A 16,247-nucleotide genomic window follows, 5' to 3' on the forward strand; every position below is an offset into this window, starting at 1 on the left:
GCTCTTGGAACGAGGTTAGCGTACCCTTAAATGACCTGTTTCTCCAGGTCGTAATCCTACGCGCATCGGCGTGGTGCAGATCACTATTCGCTGGTGGGGGCGGTGATAGAGGCCGCACAATGCAGGAGTATCAGCCCGGAGCGAGTAGTATTTACTAGGCCGCGGTGCCTTCTCAGGCGATTCGTGCCCTGATTCGGATCACACACTCGTGCAGCGGCCACCAGAAGAGCCGTGCGACTTGACTTTCGCGTGGCCGAATCAACTCAGCCAGGAGAGCCATCGCGTGACCATCACCAGCTTCCGTAACGTTGCCATCGTCGCACACGTCGACCACGGCAAGACCACCCTCGTCGACGCCATGCTTCGTCAGTCCGGCGCGTTCGAGGAGCGCGCCGAGCTGGTCGATCGCGTTATGGACTCCGGCGACCTCGAACGCGAGAAGGGCATCACCATTCTCGCGAAGAACACCGCAGTACATAAGGTCAACGAAGACGGTTCCATCACCGTCATCAACGTCATCGACACCCCCGGCCACGCCGACTTCGGTGGCGAGGTCGAGCGCGGCCTGTCCATGGTCGACGGCGTCGTCCTGCTCGTCGATGCTTCCGAGGGACCCCTGCCGCAGACGCGTTTCGTGCTGCGCAAGGCACTCGCCGCTTCGCTGCCCGTCATCCTGGTCGTCAACAAGACGGACCGCCCCGACGCCCGCATCGAAGAGGTTGTCACCGAGGCTCAGGACCTGCTCCTCGACCTCGCATCGGACCTTTCCGACGAGGCCGCCGAAGCCGCTGAGCTCGCACTCGAACTTCCCGTCCTCTACGCGTCCGGTCGCGAAGGCAAGGCATCGACCGTGCAGCCCGAGAACGGCAAGGCTCCCGACGCCGAGGACCTCACCGCGCTCTTCCAGGTGCTGATGGAGTACGTCCCCGCGCCGAAGGGCTCGGTCGACGCACCGCTGCAGGCTCACGTCACCAACCTCGACGCATCCGCATTCCTCGGTCGCCTCGCACTCGTTCGCATCCACAACGGCGAGCTGCGCAAGGGCCAGACCGTGTCCTGGTGCCGCGAGGTCGACGGCGAGCCCGTCGTCACGAAGACCAAGATCACCGAACTCCTCACGACCATCGGTGTCGAGCGCGTTCCCGGTGAGGTCGCCGTCGCCGGCGACATCTGCGCCGTCGCAGGATTCCCGGACATCATGATCGGCGACACCCTCGCCGATCTGGAGAACCCGGTCGCACTGCCCCGCATCACCGTCGACCAGCCGGCAATCTCGGTCACGATCGGCACCAACACGTCACCGCTCGTCGGTCGCGTCAAGGGTCACAAGCTGACTGCACGCATGGTCAAGTCCCGCCTGGACCAGGAGCTCGTCGGTAACGTCTCGCTCAAGGTCCTCGACATCGGTCGCCCCGATGCGTGGGAGGTCCAGGGTCGTGGAGAGCTCGCGCTCGCCATCCTCGTCGAGCAGATGCGTCGTGAAGGCTTCGAACTCACCGTCGGTAAGCCGCAGGTTGTCACGCAGCTCGTCGACGGCAAGGTTCACGAGCCTTTCGAAGAGCTGACCATCGACAGCCCCGAGGAGTACCTCGGCGCCATCACGCAGCTCCTGGCCAACCGCAAGGGCAAGATGGTCCAGATGTCGAACCACGGCGCAGGCTGGGTTCGCATGGAGTTCATCGTTCCTTCGCGTGGCCTCATCGGCTTCCGCACGGACTTCCTCACGGAAACCCGCGGAACCGGTATCGCCAACGCCGTGTTCGACGGATACGGCCCGTGGGCCGGTGAGATCCGTGCGCGCCACACCGGCTCGCTCGTCTCGGACCGCTCCGGCACGGTGACGCCGTTCGCCATGATCCAGTTGGCCGACCGCGGAACCTTCTTCGTCGAGCCCGGCGCAGACACCTACGAGGGACACGTCGTCGGTATCAACCCGCGTCAGGAAGACCTCGACATCAACGTCACCCGCGAGAAGAAGCTGACCAACATGCGTCAGTCGTCCGCAGACGTGATGGAGACCCTCGCAAAGCCGATCAAGCTCGAACTCGAAGCAGCGATGGAGTTCTGCTCCAGCGACGAGTGCGTCGAGGTCACCCCGGAGGACGTTCGCGTCCGCAAGGTGCACCTCAACGCAACCGAGCGCGCTCGCGAGCGTTCACGTAGCAAGGCACGCGACAAGGCTGCTCTGTAGTCTTTCGTCGGTTACAACCTGACAGGCGGATGTGCCTTTCAGCCGAGTTTTCGGCGGAAAGGTACATTCGCCTTCATGGTTTCCAGGCGAAAGATCTGCCAGGGAATCGAGTTGCAAAGGGGCGACGCGGCCCCGTACGGAAGGAATTGTCTGTGGCCTCAGGACGTCGCTACCTGGCGTTGGCAGTGGCAGTGACGGCGTTGTCACTGACTGCATGTACAGCCGATCCGCCGCCTCCGGTCGAGAGCACCGAAACCGTCAAGCCCACACCGACTCCGGTCGTTCCGGCGATGAAGCAGGTCACTGTGGCAATCGACGAGGTGGGAGGCGGATTCAACCCGCACCTGCTCGCGGATCAGTCGCCGGTCAACTCCGCAGTCGGCAACCTCGTACTGCCCAGTGCGTTTCGCCCGATCAATTCGCCCACACAACCTGGCGCGACGGAGTGGGCGATCGACGATTCTTTCCTCGTTTCCGCTGAAGTGACGTCGGAGGCCCCGTTCACGATTCGCTACCAACTGCGCAACGAAGCCCAATGGTCGGACGGCGCTCCCATTGCGGCAGAAGACTTTCGCTACCTGTGGCAGCAGATGATCTCGGTTCCCGGTGTGGTCAATCCCGCGGGCTATCAGATGATCGACGACGTGAACTCGTCCGGCGGCGGCAAGACGGTCAACGTCGTGATGCGTGCGCCGTATCCGGCATGGCGAGAGTTGTTCACCGATATTCTTCCGTCCCACCTGATCAAGGACACTCCCGGCGGTTTCAGCACCGGCCTGAGTGAGGGGATTCCGGTGTCGGGAGCCCACTTTCACGTGCGCTCGGTCGACCGCGGCCGGGACGAAATCGTGCTCGAACGCAACGACCGATTCTGGGGCAAGCCTTCAGACCCGGATCAGATAGTTCTGCGACGCGGAGGAACGGCTGCGCAGTTGGCGGATGCGCTGCGTACCGACGATGCCCAAGTGGCGCAGGTTCATTCGGGTAGTGCCACGGATATTCAGCTGTCTGCAATCCCGGGTGTCAGGACGGCATTCTCCTACGTTCCGCGCACTCTCGACATCAACGTGAACGGGCGAAGCAAGAACTTCGCGGATGTTCGGGTGCGTAAAGGTGTTCTGGGACTGCTCGATCCGGACCTGCTCGCCGTGGTGGCGGCAGGGAGTGAATCGGCGTCGGCCCCGGTGAAAGCTCAGATCCTCGCTCCGTCGGATCCGGGATATGCGCCCACCGCGCCGCCGAAACCGACCAGGGAGCAGGCGCTGGGCGAGCTGACCGCAGCCGGCTACCTGACGGCACCGCCCACCGGAATCGTCACGGGCACTGGAACGGTCGGATCGATCGTCCGTGACGGCGCCCAGTTGACACTGCTGATCGGCGCTCCCGAAAACGACGACATCGCGATCGCCGTGGCAAACACCGCTGCCGACGAATTGCGTGACGTGGGAATCCTGGCGACCGTCGAATCGGTGGCGCCGGAGGAACTCTACGGCGAGGACCTGACGACAGGACGCGTCGACATGATCGTCGGTTGGAACCGGGCAGGCGCCGACACGGCCACTTCGCTGGCCTCGCGGTTCAGTTGCCCGAGCGCACCTTCCACTCCGGCAACAAGTTCGGCAGTGCCCGCACCGACGCCGTCGCAGACACCGGAGCCCATCCGAACGACAAGCGTCGAGGCTCCGAGCAACCTGTCCGGGCTGTGTGATCCGGCGTTGCAAGGTCGGATCGACGAAGCGCTCAGTGGCATCGGGGATCTGGGGTCGTTGATCGCCGATGCGGAACCCAGGCTGTGGGATCTTGCGGCGGTTTTGCCGATCGTGCAGAGCCGAGCGCTGGTCGCGGTCGGGACCGGAGTCGAGGGCGTGGTCCTCGACGGGCCGGTGCAGGTGGGGATATTCGGAAACGCTACGGACTGGGTGAGGGTGGAAAAGTGACCGCGTCGGCGAAGCGACTTCTGTTGGTACACGCACATCCGGACGACGAAACGATCACCACCGGTGGCACCATCGCGCGATACGCGTCCGAAGGCGTCGAGGTCACAGTCCTCACCTGCACGTTGGGGGAGGAAGGCGAAGTGATCGGTGATGCGTGGGCCGGGCTCGTGGCTTCCGAGGCCGATCAACTCGGTGGCTACCGGATCGCGGAACTGAGCGCTGCTTTGTCGGCTTTGGGCAGTGCCGCTCCTCGCTTCGTCGCCGGTGCCGGTCGGTATCGCGACTCCGGAATGATCGGCACACCTTCGGCCGCCAATCCCCGTGCTTTTGTCAATGCTCGACTCGACGAAGCAGTCGGCGCGGTGGTCGCCGTCATTCGTGAGATTCGGCCGCACGTCGTGATCACGTACGACCCCAACGGCGGCTACGGGCACCCGGATCACATCCAGGCGCACGCGATCACGACAGCGGCGGTCGAAGCTGCAGGAACGACCGCGTATCCCGAGACCGGCGAGCCGTGGTCGACTCCGAAGTTCTACTGGACCGTGACCGAGCGCAGCGGACTCGAACGCGGCATCGCGGCGATTTCCGAGTTCCCGGAGAACTGGCGTCTGCCCGAGCCCGGGGAATTGCCGAGCGTCGAGGACACAGACGTGACGACGGCAATCGACGTTCGAGGCGTCATCGATGCGAAGGCGAGGGCATTGAGCGCCCACGCCACTCAGGTGACGGTAGCCCCGAGTCGAGCCGAGTTCGCATTGTCGAACAACGTGGTCCAACCGATCCTGACGGTCGAGCATTTCGTATTGGCCGCCGGCGCGCTCGGTCCGGTGGGTGAGGACGGCCGCGAGCGCGATCTGTTCGGCGGGCTGCACAGCTGACCTGGGCGTCGGCTCACAGGCATTGCGATCGACGCCGTAGTGGTGTGTGATGCGTGTCACCGGATGGGTGGTCCTTTCGGTAACAGCAAAGCCTGGGGGCTGAAGAAATGTACAACTGGGACCTGCAGAACCAGATCGTCGCCTTCGTCGATTCGTTGCGTCCGATGGCTGGTTATTACCACGACTTGTATTACGGGTCGCTCTACGCATTCGCAGATCAGCAGAGTCATTTGCTGACTCTGCTCGGGTTCCCGCCGGTTCCCTGATCAGCTTCGTGCTTTTCGGGCGCGAGCCGGGGTGCTTGTCGGGAGGGACCCCGCGCTCGCGCGATGACGACCGATAGACCACTATCAAAACCATGACGAGCGTCGAGAACAACACGGACGCCTCGACAGGAACGTCGCTGTCGTGGCTCGACCCTGTCATCCTCGGCGTCCTGATTTTCGACGGATTCTTGTGCGCGGTGTTGTCCGTCCTGTTCTTGCCGACTCATCTCGGTACGACGGCATTTCCCATCAGCATTCTCGTAGCCGCGACCGCGAACCTCGTATTGGTGATCGCCGCCCGCACGGTTACGACGCCGGGTAGGGCCGCATTGCCGCTCGCCGGTTGGATCGTCGGGTTCTTGGTGTGCATGGTGGGCGGCCCCGGCGGCGACGTACTCGTGCTTTCGTCCCCTCTGACCTTCCTGCTGCTGGTCGGTGCGATCGCTCCGGCCGCCGTTTTCCTCTTCAAAGTGGCGATCAACAGACTCGCCACCCTCAGCTCGCAATAGTTCTCGGCGCGCGCGTAGGAAACTGACCCGTGCATAAGGGACACTCAGCCTGTGGCTGAACATGATTTGGCGGGTGCGACTATCGCCTTGACCGCAGAACGGCGTGTCGAAGAATTTGCGACGCTCCTCGAACGTCGAGGCGCGGAGATCGTGCGGACACCGGTGATCCATGTGCTGCCGTTGGTGGACGATCGAGACCTGAGGACTCAGACGTCCGCTTTGATTGCCGATCCTCCGGAATTGGTCGTGATCAGTACCGGGATCGGCTTCAGGGGTTGGCTCGACGCCGTCGCCTCGTGGGGTTTGACCGAGGAGTTCCTCGGGGCTCTCGCCCACACGCGCATCATCGCCCGCGGCCCCAAGGCGACGGGTGCCATCCGAGGCGCCGGACTGCGCGAGGAATGGTCGCCTTCGGGTGAGTCGTCCGAGGAAGTTCTGGCACATCTCGGAAGCGAGGGAGTGGCAGGCTTGCGCATCGCAGTCCAGTTGCACGGCACCATCACCGAATGGGAGCCGTTGACGGACCTGAGCGCCTCCCTCGCCGACATCGGCGCGGTTGTCACTCCGGTATCGGTCTATCGGTGGATCCGGCCGCCGGATCAGTCGCCGGTCCGCGCGTTGGTCGCTGCAGTTCGTTCCGGTGCGATCGACGCGCTGACCTTCACCAGTGCCCCCGCGGTCTCCTCGATGCTCAGCACGGCAAAAGAAATGGGCGAGCTGGAGCGGTTCGTCGCAGCTATGCGCGGACCGGTACCGACCTACTGCGTCGGACCGGTGACGGCCGCCCCGCTGGAACTCCTCGGTGTTCCGACCATCCAGCCGGAGCGATCGCGTCTCGGTTCGCTGGCGCGGCTCATCATCGACGACCTGCCCACACGTCGCCACCGCCCGGAGTGACGGCTTCGATCAATGCCCACGCGTTCTCGGCGGGGAGATCGATCACCTCGTAGCTTCCGGTGCCGGCGGGCGTCGCGGCGACGACGGTTGCCACTCCCGCGCGTCGTTGGAAGAACGTCTCGCGCACCGTCCATCCGATGACACCTTCGGATTCGAGACTGTGACGCTGGCGATCGAGCGAGCCGTTTCGGGTGATCAACCATCCGGGTAGTACTGCGTGGCCGAGGCCGTTGTATCGGTCGAAGGCGAGGGCGGTGCCACCGATGGCGAGTACGGCGACCCCGAACCACGCGTAGATCGGTACATCGAGTCCAGAAGCCGCGCACGCCACACAGACCAGGAACGCCACCGCGGCGAGGAACAGTGCTCGGGTGTACCGGCGACGCCGCGCGGCCGGGCCGTGCGGGATCAGCGGGGCGGACGCCTGGCGTGAGTCACCGATCACGGTGGCCATCACTCGCTCGGCTTCCCTGCGCGGTCCCTGCGGGAGCAGTAGCGAAGATTCCTTCTTCTCGGCGCTGACCCCGGTCATGATGGCGTCGAGCCGCGCGCCGCGGGCCAATCGCAGCAGGAGCGGTTCCTTGAGCGTCGTGCCGCGGAGGCGGGCGCGGTCGAGTGTGGTTTGCCGAGTCTTCAACAGGCCGTGACTGACATGCAGGATGCGGCCGTTGTCGGTGAGTTTCATGTTGCCGAACGCGATCAGGTACTGGACGCAGGCGAGTGCACTCGACAGCACCAGCAGCACGACGAGTGCGATGACGACCATCAGTGCGATGCCGAGGCTCTCGAGTGAGTCGAAGCTGTCGCTCACTGCCGAGGATTTCGCGACGGCAGTGCCGATGCCGTATTGGAACGAGATGCCGATGATGGCTGCGATGATGGCGATTCCGGTGAACGAAAAGGGGGCGTAGCGAACCCAACTCGGTTCCCAGTGACCGATTTCGGTGTCGACCGGTTCGGTGATGCTTTCGACCGGCGTGCCCGGGGTTTCCAGTCGCCGTGCTTGCTGGGCGCCGGCCAACAGTGCGGCGCGTAGGTCCGGAACCAGGGCGGTCGACAGGGCGTTGAGCTCGAACTTGTTCGAATCGTGGCCGCTCCCGGCGCGCTGGCCGGTACCGATGCGCACGATCGACAGTCCGAGCAACCGGTGCATGACCCCGGCCTCGACGTCGACGGATCGGATGCGGCTACGCGGGACGGAGAGCAGCTTTTTCTGGAAGACCCCGGTGCGCAGTTGAACGTGGACGGGTCCGATTCGGTACGTGGTGGTGAAATACCGCAACAAACCGAAGATGACGAGCAGAGTGACGACGCCGAGTCCCCACCAGTGGTTTCCGGATTGGCTGCCGAGAACTACGGAGACGAGTAGGACCGGGAGCAGTTTGACGACTTCGTTGACGGGGTGGACCAGAAGCATGCGTCGGTCGAGGCGGAGCCAGGGCTGTTCCTCTTCCGCGGCCTCGGCAGCTGCCGTTTCCGCCTCTACCGGGATCTCGATCGCGGTCGGGTCGCCCAACTGTTTCTCGTTCACGTCGCGTCTCCCACGTTGGTACCCGCGATCTCCGTCAGTTGAGCCACCGTGCGGTCGGCGACTTCCTGGTCGAGTGCGGAGATCTTCACGGCCCCGGCCGACGACGCTGTCGTGACCGTGACGGTTGCCAGACCCAACATGCGGTCGATCGGTCCGCGCTCGGTGTCCACGGTCTGCACGCGCGAGATCGGTGCGATGCGTCGCTCCTGGGTGAACCAGCCGGTGCGGGTGTATACCGCGGTGTCACTGATCTCCCATCGGTGGACGCGATACCGCCACGCCGGGACCATCAGAATGTAGGTGGCAGCGAAGAGCACGGTGACTGCGAATACGGTGCCGACCACCCAGGACGGGATTCCGGGTATCAAGACGGCACAGACGATTTCGGCGACGATGACGGGTACCCAGAACAGTGAGGCAGTGATTGCCCACAGCCTCGGGGCTTTGGTGCTGGGTCGCCATAACGGGTCGGCCATGGTCAGCGGTTGCGGCGCAGTCATGGGCACTACTTTGGTCGAGTGAGGGGCGATCTGTCGACATCGGCCCTATCGTGGAGTGTGGCGACCGCGAAGGGAGCACGTGATGACCGAACAAGATGCGACATTCGACCCGGAGGCTCCGGAATCAGATGCGCTCGAACAATCGACACCCGTAGATCCGAACGCCCCTGAAGAACCCGATCTGACCGACATTCCGCTCGACGCGCCAGTGGCTGACGTGGTGGATCAACGAGTCGAGGTTGCGGTCGACGACGACTACCGGCCGTCGTGATCGAGGCGGTGTCGGGGCGGTGAGGCCGCCTACTTCTGGCACCGGGTGGCACTAGTCGTCCCACATGGCGCATGATCGCTAGGTGAACCGAACTGGTGATGACTCCGGCAAACCCACCATGCTTCCGATGCCAGGTATTTCCGCGTCCGCCTCGTCCAGTCCGTCGCCCGGCCCGTCAGCGTCGGCGATGCGGCGAGTTCTCCGTCGTGCACGCGACGGAGCGACCCTGAACGTCGACGAGGCGGCAACGCTGCTGCAGGCACGGGGAACCGATCTGACCGATCTGTGTTCTTCAGCGGCCAAGGTTCGCGATGCCGGGCTGCTGGCAGCGGGTCGGCCGAACACCGTGACGTATTCGCGGAAGGTTTTCATTCCGCTGACCCGTCTGTGCCAGGACAAGTGCCACTACTGCACATTCGTCACGGTGCCCGGGAAACTGCGTGCCGCTGGGCACGGCATGTTCCTGGAGCCGGACGAGGTTTTGGACATTGCCAGGGCAGGCGCCGAATTGGGCTGCAAGGAAGCGTTGTTCACGCTGGGTGATCGCCCCGAGGCTCGCTGGCCGGAAGCAAAGCAGTGGCTGGACGAACGCGGCTACGACTCCACCCTCGACTACGTGCGGGCGATGTCGATCCGGGTACTCGAGGAGACCGGACTGCTCCCACACCTCAATCCCGGTGTGATGAGCTGGCAGGAACTCTCGCGGCTCAAGCCCGTTGCGCCGTCGATGGGCATGATGCTCGAGACGACCGCAACCCGCCTGTTCACCGACAAGGGCGAATGCCACTACGGCAGCCCGGACAAGGACCCGGCGGTTCGGCTACGCACCCTGACCGACGCAGGCCGACTGAACATCCCCTTCACCACCGGAATTCTTGTGGGCATCGGGGAGAACTTCCTCGAGCGTGCCGAGTCGATCATGGCGATACGCAAGTCGCAGAAGGCGTTCGGCCACATCCAGGAAGTGATCATTCAGAACTTCCTGGCCAAGCCTGATACCGCGATGCGCAATACGCCTGATGCGGGACTCGACGAGTTTCTCGCGGCCATCGCCGTCGCACGCCTGCTGCTCGGGCCGACGATGCGGATTCAGAGTCCGCCGAATCTCGTCTCGAACAGCGAGTGCCTCGCGCTGCTCGGCGCAGGCGTGGACGACTGGGGCGGGGTATCACCGTTGACCCCCGATCACGTCAACCCCGAGCGTCCCTGGCCGAATCTCGAGACCTTGGCCGAGATCAGCGCCGAGGGCGGCTTCACGCTGACCGAACGCACTGCGGCTCAGCCGGCATATGTCCTGGCCGGGGCTCCGTGGATCGATCCGCGTATTGCGGGTCACGTGCAGGCGCTGGCGGATCCCAAGACCGGTCTCGCCTTGCCCGACACCAAGCCGGTGGGTCGGCCGTGGCAGGAACCGGACGAGTCGTGGGAATCGAGCGGACGCGTCGATCTCAATACCGAGATCGACACGGACGGGCGCAACACCGAGACCCGCAGTGACCTGGGCAGTGCGTTCGGCGATTGGGAGACCGTGCGCGAACAGGTTCTCGAGCTCAGTGCTCCGATTCGCGTCGACACCGATCTGCTGGCTGCGCTCCGCAGTGCCGAACGCGACCCGGCCGGATGTTCCGACGACGAGTACCTGGCCCTCGCCACGGCGGAGGGCCCGGGCCTGGAAGCCGTTGTGGCACTGGCGGATGCGCTGCGCAAGGATGCCGTCGGCGAGGACGTCACCTACGTGGTGAACCGGAACATCAACTTCACCAACATCTGCTACACGGGCTGCCGATTCTGTGCGTTCGCGCAGCGCAAGGGTGACGCCGACGCGTTCACGCTGTCGGCAGAGCAGGTCGCCGACCGTGCGTGGGAAGCGCACGTCGCCGGCGCAACCGAGGTGTGCATGCAGGGCGGTATCGATCCGGAACTTCCCGTCACCGGTTACGCCGACCTGGTCCGGGCCGTCAAGAAGCGCGTGCCGTCGATGCACGTCCACGCGTTCTCTCCGATGGAGATCGTGAACGGTGCATCGCGCAGTGGTGAGAGCATCAGGGATTGGCTGACGGCCCTTCGTGAGGCGGGCCTGGACACCATTCCCGGTACGGCAGCGGAGATCCTCGACGACGAGGTGCGCTGGATCCTCACCAAGGGCAAACTGCCGACGGCGGAATGGATCGAAGTGGTCACCACGGCCCACGAGGTGGGGCTGCGGTCGAGTTCGACGATGATGTACGGGCATGTCGATCAGCCGCACCATTGGGTCGGGCACCTGAACGTTCTTCGCGGAATCCAGGACCGTACAGGCGGATTCACGGAGTTCGTGCTGCTGCCGTTCGTTCACCAGAGCGCGCCCCTGTACCTGGCGGGCGCTTCACGGCCAGGGCCGACTAATCGGGACAACCGCGCTGCGCACGCGTTGGCACGCATCATGCTGCACGGCCGCATACCCAACATCCAGACCAGCTGGGTCAAACTTGGTATCACCGGAACGCAGATGATGCTCAACGGCGGCGCCAACGACCTCGGCGGAACGCTGATGGAGGAGACGATCTCGCGGATGGCCGGCTCCGAACACGGTTCCGAGAAGACCGTCGCAGAACTGCGCGCCATCGCCGAGGGAATCGGACGCCCGGCACGCGAACGAACCACCACACATGCACGACGCGAAGGAGCGATTGCCTGATGGCTGACGTACTGGGGGACCGCAAGGTCGTCGAGGTTCTCGATCGAGCGGTGTGGGGGATCAACCCGGTTCTCGACCTCGCCTACAGCGATCCGCTCGGTATCAAACGTCGGACGTTCGAGCCGACCGATCCCGAGCGAAACGCTGCTGCGATGGTGTTGGACGCGGCCGCTTGGGTCCTCGACGTCGTCAAGTTCCCCGGGACGGCGGCGTGGTCGGTGATGACCGACGAGCAGCGCTCGAAGTGGTGGACGACCCGGTTGGGTGCACTCAACACCGTCGCCGTCGCGTTTCCCGGCATCTTCGGCGTCCTCCTCAATCGGTTGCCGATCCAGGACCTGCTGGCCTTCGCGAATCAGGCCGTTGTGCTCGTTGCGGTTGCCCGTGAACACGGAGTGACCGAACGGGATCAGCAGGTGGACCTCCTGGCGTCGGTGCTGTGCCGGCGTGAGACGAAGTCTCGAGAGCTTCTCACCGGAGAAGACTTCGCCGAGAAATCAGCCGGCGGCGCCGACGAGACCTGGCGCCCGTTCGCGCTCATCGGAACGTTGTGGCGCACGTCCAAGACTTTTCGTGCCATCACGGACGAGTTGCACAAGCGGCCGTCGCGGACAAAACCGTACGAGATCATCGGCAAGATTCCGGTGGTCGGCGTCGTGGCGGATTACCTCGGTGAGCGGGGCGCACTGGTACGCGCGGCCGCTCTGGGGGAGAAGTGGATCGCGATTCGGTCGAGGAACTTCACCGCAGTAGGCTGAAATGTGTTACCCCCGCCTGCTCAGAGTCGGTCGGCAGGGGGATAATAGGCTGTTCCCGCGGTACGTGAGAGTCGTATCGGATTTTCGGCCCCTTGCAACTGCGTGTTGCGGCGGCGATGCACGACAGGAAGGCAGGGAGATCGGCAGTGACCTACACGATTGCTGAACCGTGTGTAGATGTGATGGACAAGGCGTGCATCGAAGAATGCCCTGTCGACTGCATCTACGAGGGTGGACGCATGCTTTACATCCACCCCGACGAGTGTGTCGACTGCGGCGCGTGTGAGCCTGTCTGTCCCGTCGAAGCCATCTTCTACGAAGACGACGTCCCGGACCAGTGGAACGCGTACATCAGCACCAACGTCGATTTCTTCGACGATCTCGGCTCACCGGGTGGAGCGGCCAAGCTCGGCAAGGTCGACTACGACACGCCGTTCATCAAGGCGCTGCCTCCCATGGGTGAGGAATAGAGATCTTGTCTCGTACTCCGGTGGCCGCTGGGCTTCCTGATTTTCCGTGGGATTCGCTCGCCGATGTCACGGCGAAGGCGCACTCTCATCCCGACGGCATCGTGAACCTGTCCGTGGGGACGCCGGTGGATCCGGTGGACCCGGTGATTCAGGAGGCTCTGGCCTCTGTTGCCGAGGTGCCCGGATACCCGACGACTCATGGCACGCTCGCGCTTCGCGAGGCCGTGGCGGAGTCACTGGATCGCCGCTACAACATTCCCGACGTCGATCCGGCAGCGGTGCTGCCGGCCATCGGTACCAAGGAAATGATCGCGTGGCTGCCGAAATTGCTCGGTCTCGGAGCCGGCGATCTGGTGGTCATTCCGGAGTTGGCGTACCCGACGTACGAGGTCGCAGCGAAACTGGCAGGTGCTCGTGTCCTGCGCGCCGACGGCTTGAACAAGCTCGGTCCCGAGTCGGCGGCGATGATCTTCGTGAACTCGCCCTCGAATCCCACCGGCAAGGTGCTCGGCCTCGAGCACTTGCAGAAGGTCGTGGCCTGGGCGCGCGAGCGCGGCGCCATCGTCGTCTCCGACGAGTGCTACCTCGGATTGACGTGGGAAGCCGATGCGCTCTCCATTCTCGATCCTCGTGTCAACGACGGTGATCTGACCGGTTTGCTTGCGGTCCACTCACTTTCGAAGACGTCCAATCTCGCGAGCTATCGCGCCGGGTTCGTCACCGGTGATCCGGCTCTCGTGTCGGAACTGCTCGAGGTGCGCAAGCATGCGGGCATGATCCTGCCGCTACCGATCCAGGCGGCGATGACCGCAGCCTTGGGCGACGACCAACACGAGAACATCCAGCGCGAGCGGTACCGCGAGCGTCGTAGTGTGTTGATCGAAGCTGTTCGAGGCGCCGGATTCACCGTCGACAATTCCGAGGCAGGTCTGTACCTCTGGGCGACGCGCGGCGAGGAATGTCGAGCGACGGTCAGTTGGTTCGCCGATCGTGGGATCCTCGTTGCCCCCGGTGAGTTCTACGGACCGAGCGGGAGCAAGCACGTGCGGATCGCGCTCACTGCAACAGACGAACGAATCGCCGCGGCAGCAAAGCGCCTCTCCGCCTGAATCGTGTGCTTTCCCAGGTGTCAGGTTCCCTGATGTCGGTATCGGTCCGATGTAAGGTCGCGCTGTGACCACCTCAGGGACCGGCGGCTTGGACGCGGTACTGATTTTTGCTGTCGTTGCTGCCTCGGTTGCACTGATGCTCGTGTGGTTGAAAAGTCGTCGAGTTTTCGGAGAATTCCCACTCTCGGCGGCTCTCCTCTGGCTGATGGTTGCAGTGCCTTCCATCTTGCAGGCGGCGATGCCGGGACTGCTCGAGATGTTTCGTCGTGATCCCGCGTTGATTCGTGACGGGCAATGGTGGCGCATTCTGACCTCCGTGCTCGTTCAGGACGGAGGGGCCGCAGGAACTGTCACCAATCTCGCGACGCTGGCCGTGGTTGCACCGCTTGCGTTTCGGCTCTGGGGCGCCGCACGTGGCTGGGCTCTCTTCCTGCTCGGTCAACTGTTGTTCGGTTTGCTCACCACCGCAGTCTTCCCGTCGACCGGCGCAGGCAACTCCGGTGCCACGCTTGCTCTGGCAGCGGCGGCCGCGGGGATCGGCGTTCTGGTGCGCCCGCGAATGCCTGAGATTGTTCTGACGGTCGTGATTGTCGTCGGCGGCGCAACATTGGTGACGGTCGACGACGCACACGGATTCGCGGTGCTTTCCGGGGCGCTCTTGGGGGCTGCGCTGGTGACGCTGTTCCCTCCGCACTCGATGGACGCGCGTCGGGCAGGAGAAAGTTTGCGACCATCCGCGCTGTGAGATGCTGTCGTGGTGCTGCTGAGATCCTTGAACCCCCTTGCTGTTGCCCGCGGTGAAGACCTCGACGAGGCCGTGACGATCGGTGACACGGTTCTCTCGCGGAGTGCCATTCTCGGTGCCGCGACCTCGGTCGCGGAGCGAGTGGCGCAGGCCGATCGGGTTGCCGTATTGGCAACTCCCACAGCAAAAACGATTCTCGCCGTCGTCGGGGCGTTGATTGCCGGCGTCACCGTTGTGCCGGTCCCGCCGGACTCGGGGAAGGCTGAGCGAGAGCACATTCTGCGTGACTCCGGTGCCCAGGCGTGGCTCGGCGAAACGGACGACCACTGCGAAGGCCTGCCCGTGGTTCCCGTCCGATTGCACGCTCGCTCGTGGCACAGCTATCCCGAACCGGCACCGCAGTCCACAGCATTCGTCCTGTACACGTCCGGAACTACCGGCCCACCGAAGGGCGTTCTGCTCAGTCGCTCGGCTATCGCAGCCGGGCTCGACGCGCTCGCCGAGGCCTGGGACTGGACGTGGCGAGACACCCTCGTACACGGGCTTCCGCTCTTCCACGTGCACGGACTGATTCTCGGAATCCTCGGCCCCCTCCGGATCGGCAGCCGGGTGATCCACACCGTCAAGCCGACGCCGGAAAACTACGCAAGGGCCAAGGGCTCCCTCTACTTCGGTGTCCCCACCGTCTGGTCGCGTATCGCCGAAGACGAAGAAGCTGCCCGCGCGTTGTCCGGTGCCCGACTTCTGGTCTCCGGTAGTGCGCCGCTTCCCGTGCCTGTCTTCGAAAAGCTGCGAGAGCGAACAGGATTGACGCCCATCGAGCGTTACGGCATGAGTGAGACGATGCTGACCCTGAGCACGCGTTTCGACGGCGAGCGACGCCCGGGGTGGGTCGGCGTGCCGCTGCGCGGAGTCGAGACTCGTCTTCGTGACGAGAAGGGCAACAATGTGCCGCACGACGGCGAGAGTATCGGCGGCCTACAGGTACGTGGGCCGATGCTTTTCGACGGCTACTTGAACCGTCCGGACGCAACCGCCGAGTCCTGGACGGAGGACGGCTACTTCAAGACCGGTGACGTCGCCGTCATCGACGAGGGTGGGTTCCACCGAATCGTCGGCCGCGAATCCATCGACTTGATCAAATCCGGTGGATTCAGAGTCGGCGCCGGCGAGATCGAGACCGCCATCCTCGGGCACCCTTCGGTGTCCGAAGTTGCGGTGATCGGTGTCCCCGACGCCGATCTGGGGCAACGGATCATCGCCGTCGTAGTCCGTAAGCCCGGGACTCCCGAGGTCACCGAAGCCGAATTGGTCGAGTTGGTGGGGGCGGAGTTGTCGGCGCATAAGCGTCCCCGTGAGGTTCGATTTGCCGAGACTCTGCCACGTAACGCGATGGGCAAGGTTCAGAAGCGTGAGCTGCTCTAGCAGGTCAGTTTGCTGAAAAGTCGCTGCGACGCTTGAAGGTTCGTGAATTCGGCCGGCCTGTCCCGAAATGTGGGCTCGCC

General features: G+C 64.0%; 15 protein-coding genes. 13 read left to right on the forward strand and 2 right to left on the reverse strand.

Annotation, left to right across the window (positions count from 1 at the left end):
* Positions 1-283 precede the first annotated feature (283 nt).
* The 6 genes from typA to ASU23_RS04610 all read left to right on the forward strand — a co-directional run bounded on the left by typA (position 284) and on the right by ASU23_RS04610 (position 6,681).
* Positions 284-2,191 (forward strand): translational GTPase TypA, encoded by a 1,908-nt coding sequence (gene typA / locus ASU23_RS04590; RefSeq protein WP_007726276.1) that lies wholly within the window; start codon positions 284-286, stop codon positions 2,189-2,191.
* 152 nt (positions 2,192-2,343) lie between these two features.
* Positions 2,344-4,128 (forward strand): ABC transporter family substrate-binding protein, encoded by a 1,785-nt coding sequence (locus tag ASU23_RS04595; protein ID WP_058037416.1) that lies wholly within the window; start codon positions 2,344-2,346, stop codon positions 4,126-4,128.
* Entirely contained in the window at positions 4,125-5,009 is an 885-nt protein-coding gene (gene mshB / locus ASU23_RS04600) for an N-acetyl-1-D-myo-inositol-2-amino-2-deoxy-alpha-D-glucopyranoside deacetylase (protein ID WP_058037417.1), read from the forward strand. The genes ASU23_RS04595 and mshB overlap by 4 nt, the downstream gene beginning before the upstream one ends.
* A gap of 107 nt (positions 5,010-5,116) precedes the next feature.
* On the forward strand, positions 5,117-5,275 hold the full coding sequence (locus ASU23_RS34200) for a hypothetical protein (protein WP_003945210.1): 159 nt from the start codon (positions 5,117-5,119) through the stop codon (positions 5,273-5,275).
* A gap of 92 nt (positions 5,276-5,367) precedes the next feature.
* A complete protein-coding gene (locus tag ASU23_RS04605; RefSeq protein ID WP_054782417.1) occupies positions 5,368-5,784 on the forward strand; it encodes a hypothetical protein in 417 nt (138 codons plus the stop codon).
* Between the two features lie 51 nt (positions 5,785-5,835).
* Entirely contained in the window at positions 5,836-6,681 is an 846-nt protein-coding gene (locus tag ASU23_RS04610) for a uroporphyrinogen-III synthase (RefSeq protein ID WP_003945251.1), read from the forward strand.
* On the opposite strand, the gene ASU23_RS04615 is transcribed toward ASU23_RS04610, so the two are convergent.
* Together ASU23_RS04615 and ASU23_RS04620 are read right to left on the reverse strand one after the other, a co-directional pair.
* Positions 6,641-8,212, reverse strand: coding sequence for a PH domain-containing protein (locus ASU23_RS04615; RefSeq protein ID WP_081305368.1), 1,572 nt, complete (start codon positions 8,210-8,212; stop codon positions 6,641-6,643). The genes ASU23_RS04610 and ASU23_RS04615 overlap by 41 nt on opposite strands.
* The gene (locus ASU23_RS04620; RefSeq protein WP_007726268.1) at positions 8,209-8,712 is read right to left on the reverse strand and encodes a PH domain-containing protein; all 504 of its coding nucleotides are present in this window, start codon (positions 8,710-8,712) and stop codon (positions 8,209-8,211) included. Before ASU23_RS04620 ends, ASU23_RS04615 begins: the two co-directional genes overlap by 4 nt.
* Positions 8,713-8,794: 82 nt before the next feature.
* On the opposite strand from ASU23_RS04620, the gene ASU23_RS04625 reads away from it, so the two are divergent.
* The 7 genes from ASU23_RS04625 (at position 8,795) to ASU23_RS04655 (ending at position 16,167) form a co-directional block, all read left to right on the forward strand.
* On the forward strand, positions 8,795-8,983 hold the full coding sequence (locus ASU23_RS04625; RefSeq protein WP_003945217.1) for a hypothetical protein: 189 nt from the start codon (positions 8,795-8,797) through the stop codon (positions 8,981-8,983).
* Positions 8,984-9,101: 118 nt separating this feature from the next.
* The gene (locus tag ASU23_RS04630) at positions 9,102-11,660 is read left to right on the forward strand and encodes a bifunctional FO biosynthesis protein CofGH (protein ID WP_003945208.1); all 2,559 of its coding nucleotides are present in this window, start codon (positions 9,102-9,104) and stop codon (positions 11,658-11,660) included.
* The gene (locus ASU23_RS04635; protein ID WP_030536220.1) at positions 11,660-12,418 is read left to right on the forward strand and encodes a hypothetical protein; all 759 of its coding nucleotides are present in this window, start codon (positions 11,660-11,662) and stop codon (positions 12,416-12,418) included. Before ASU23_RS04630 ends, ASU23_RS04635 begins: the two co-directional genes overlap by 1 nt.
* A gap of 146 nt (positions 12,419-12,564) precedes the next feature.
* Positions 12,565-12,888 (forward strand): ferredoxin, encoded by a 324-nt coding sequence (gene fdxA / locus ASU23_RS04640; RefSeq protein WP_003945248.1) that lies wholly within the window; start codon positions 12,565-12,567, stop codon positions 12,886-12,888.
* A 5-nt stretch (positions 12,889-12,893) separates the two neighbouring features.
* Entirely contained in the window at positions 12,894-13,997 is a 1,104-nt protein-coding gene (dapC, locus tag ASU23_RS04645; RefSeq protein WP_039972669.1) for a succinyldiaminopimelate transaminase, read from the forward strand.
* A 64-nt stretch (positions 13,998-14,061) separates the two neighbouring features.
* Positions 14,062-14,742, forward strand: a complete 681-nt coding sequence (locus ASU23_RS04650; RefSeq protein ID WP_007726255.1) for a hypothetical protein — start codon at positions 14,062-14,064, stop codon at positions 14,740-14,742.
* A gap of 12 nt (positions 14,743-14,754) precedes the next feature.
* Positions 14,755-16,167 (forward strand): acyl-CoA synthetase, encoded by a 1,413-nt coding sequence (locus ASU23_RS04655; protein ID WP_058037448.1) that lies wholly within the window; start codon positions 14,755-14,757, stop codon positions 16,165-16,167.
* The last annotated feature ends 80 nt before the right edge of the window (positions 16,168-16,247 follow it).

Origin of the sequence: Rhodococcus sp. KB6, from assembly GCF_001445685.1 — a bacterium.
Lineage (GTDB): Bacteria > Actinomycetota > Actinomycetes > Mycobacteriales > Mycobacteriaceae > Rhodococcus_F > Rhodococcus_F qingshengii.

Coding starts and splice junctions, on each gene's coding strand:
- ASU23_RS34200 (WP_003945210.1), top strand. CDS start 5,117: ATGTACAACTGGGACCTGCAGAACCAGATCGTCGCCTTCGTCGATTCG.
- ASU23_RS04620 (WP_007726268.1), bottom strand. CDS start 8,712: ATGACTGCGCCGCAACCGCTGACCATGGCCGACCCGTTATGGCGACCC.
- ASU23_RS04635 (WP_030536220.1), top strand. CDS start 11,660: ATGGCTGACGTACTGGGGGACCGCAAGGTCGTCGAGGTTCTCGATCGA.
- ASU23_RS04625 (WP_003945217.1), top strand. CDS start 8,795: ATGACCGAACAAGATGCGACATTCGACCCGGAGGCTCCGGAATCAGAT.
- ASU23_RS04630 (WP_003945208.1), top strand. CDS start 9,102: ATGCTTCCGATGCCAGGTATTTCCGCGTCCGCCTCGTCCAGTCCGTCG.
- ASU23_RS04605 (WP_054782417.1), top strand. CDS start 5,368: ATGACGAGCGTCGAGAACAACACGGACGCCTCGACAGGAACGTCGCTG.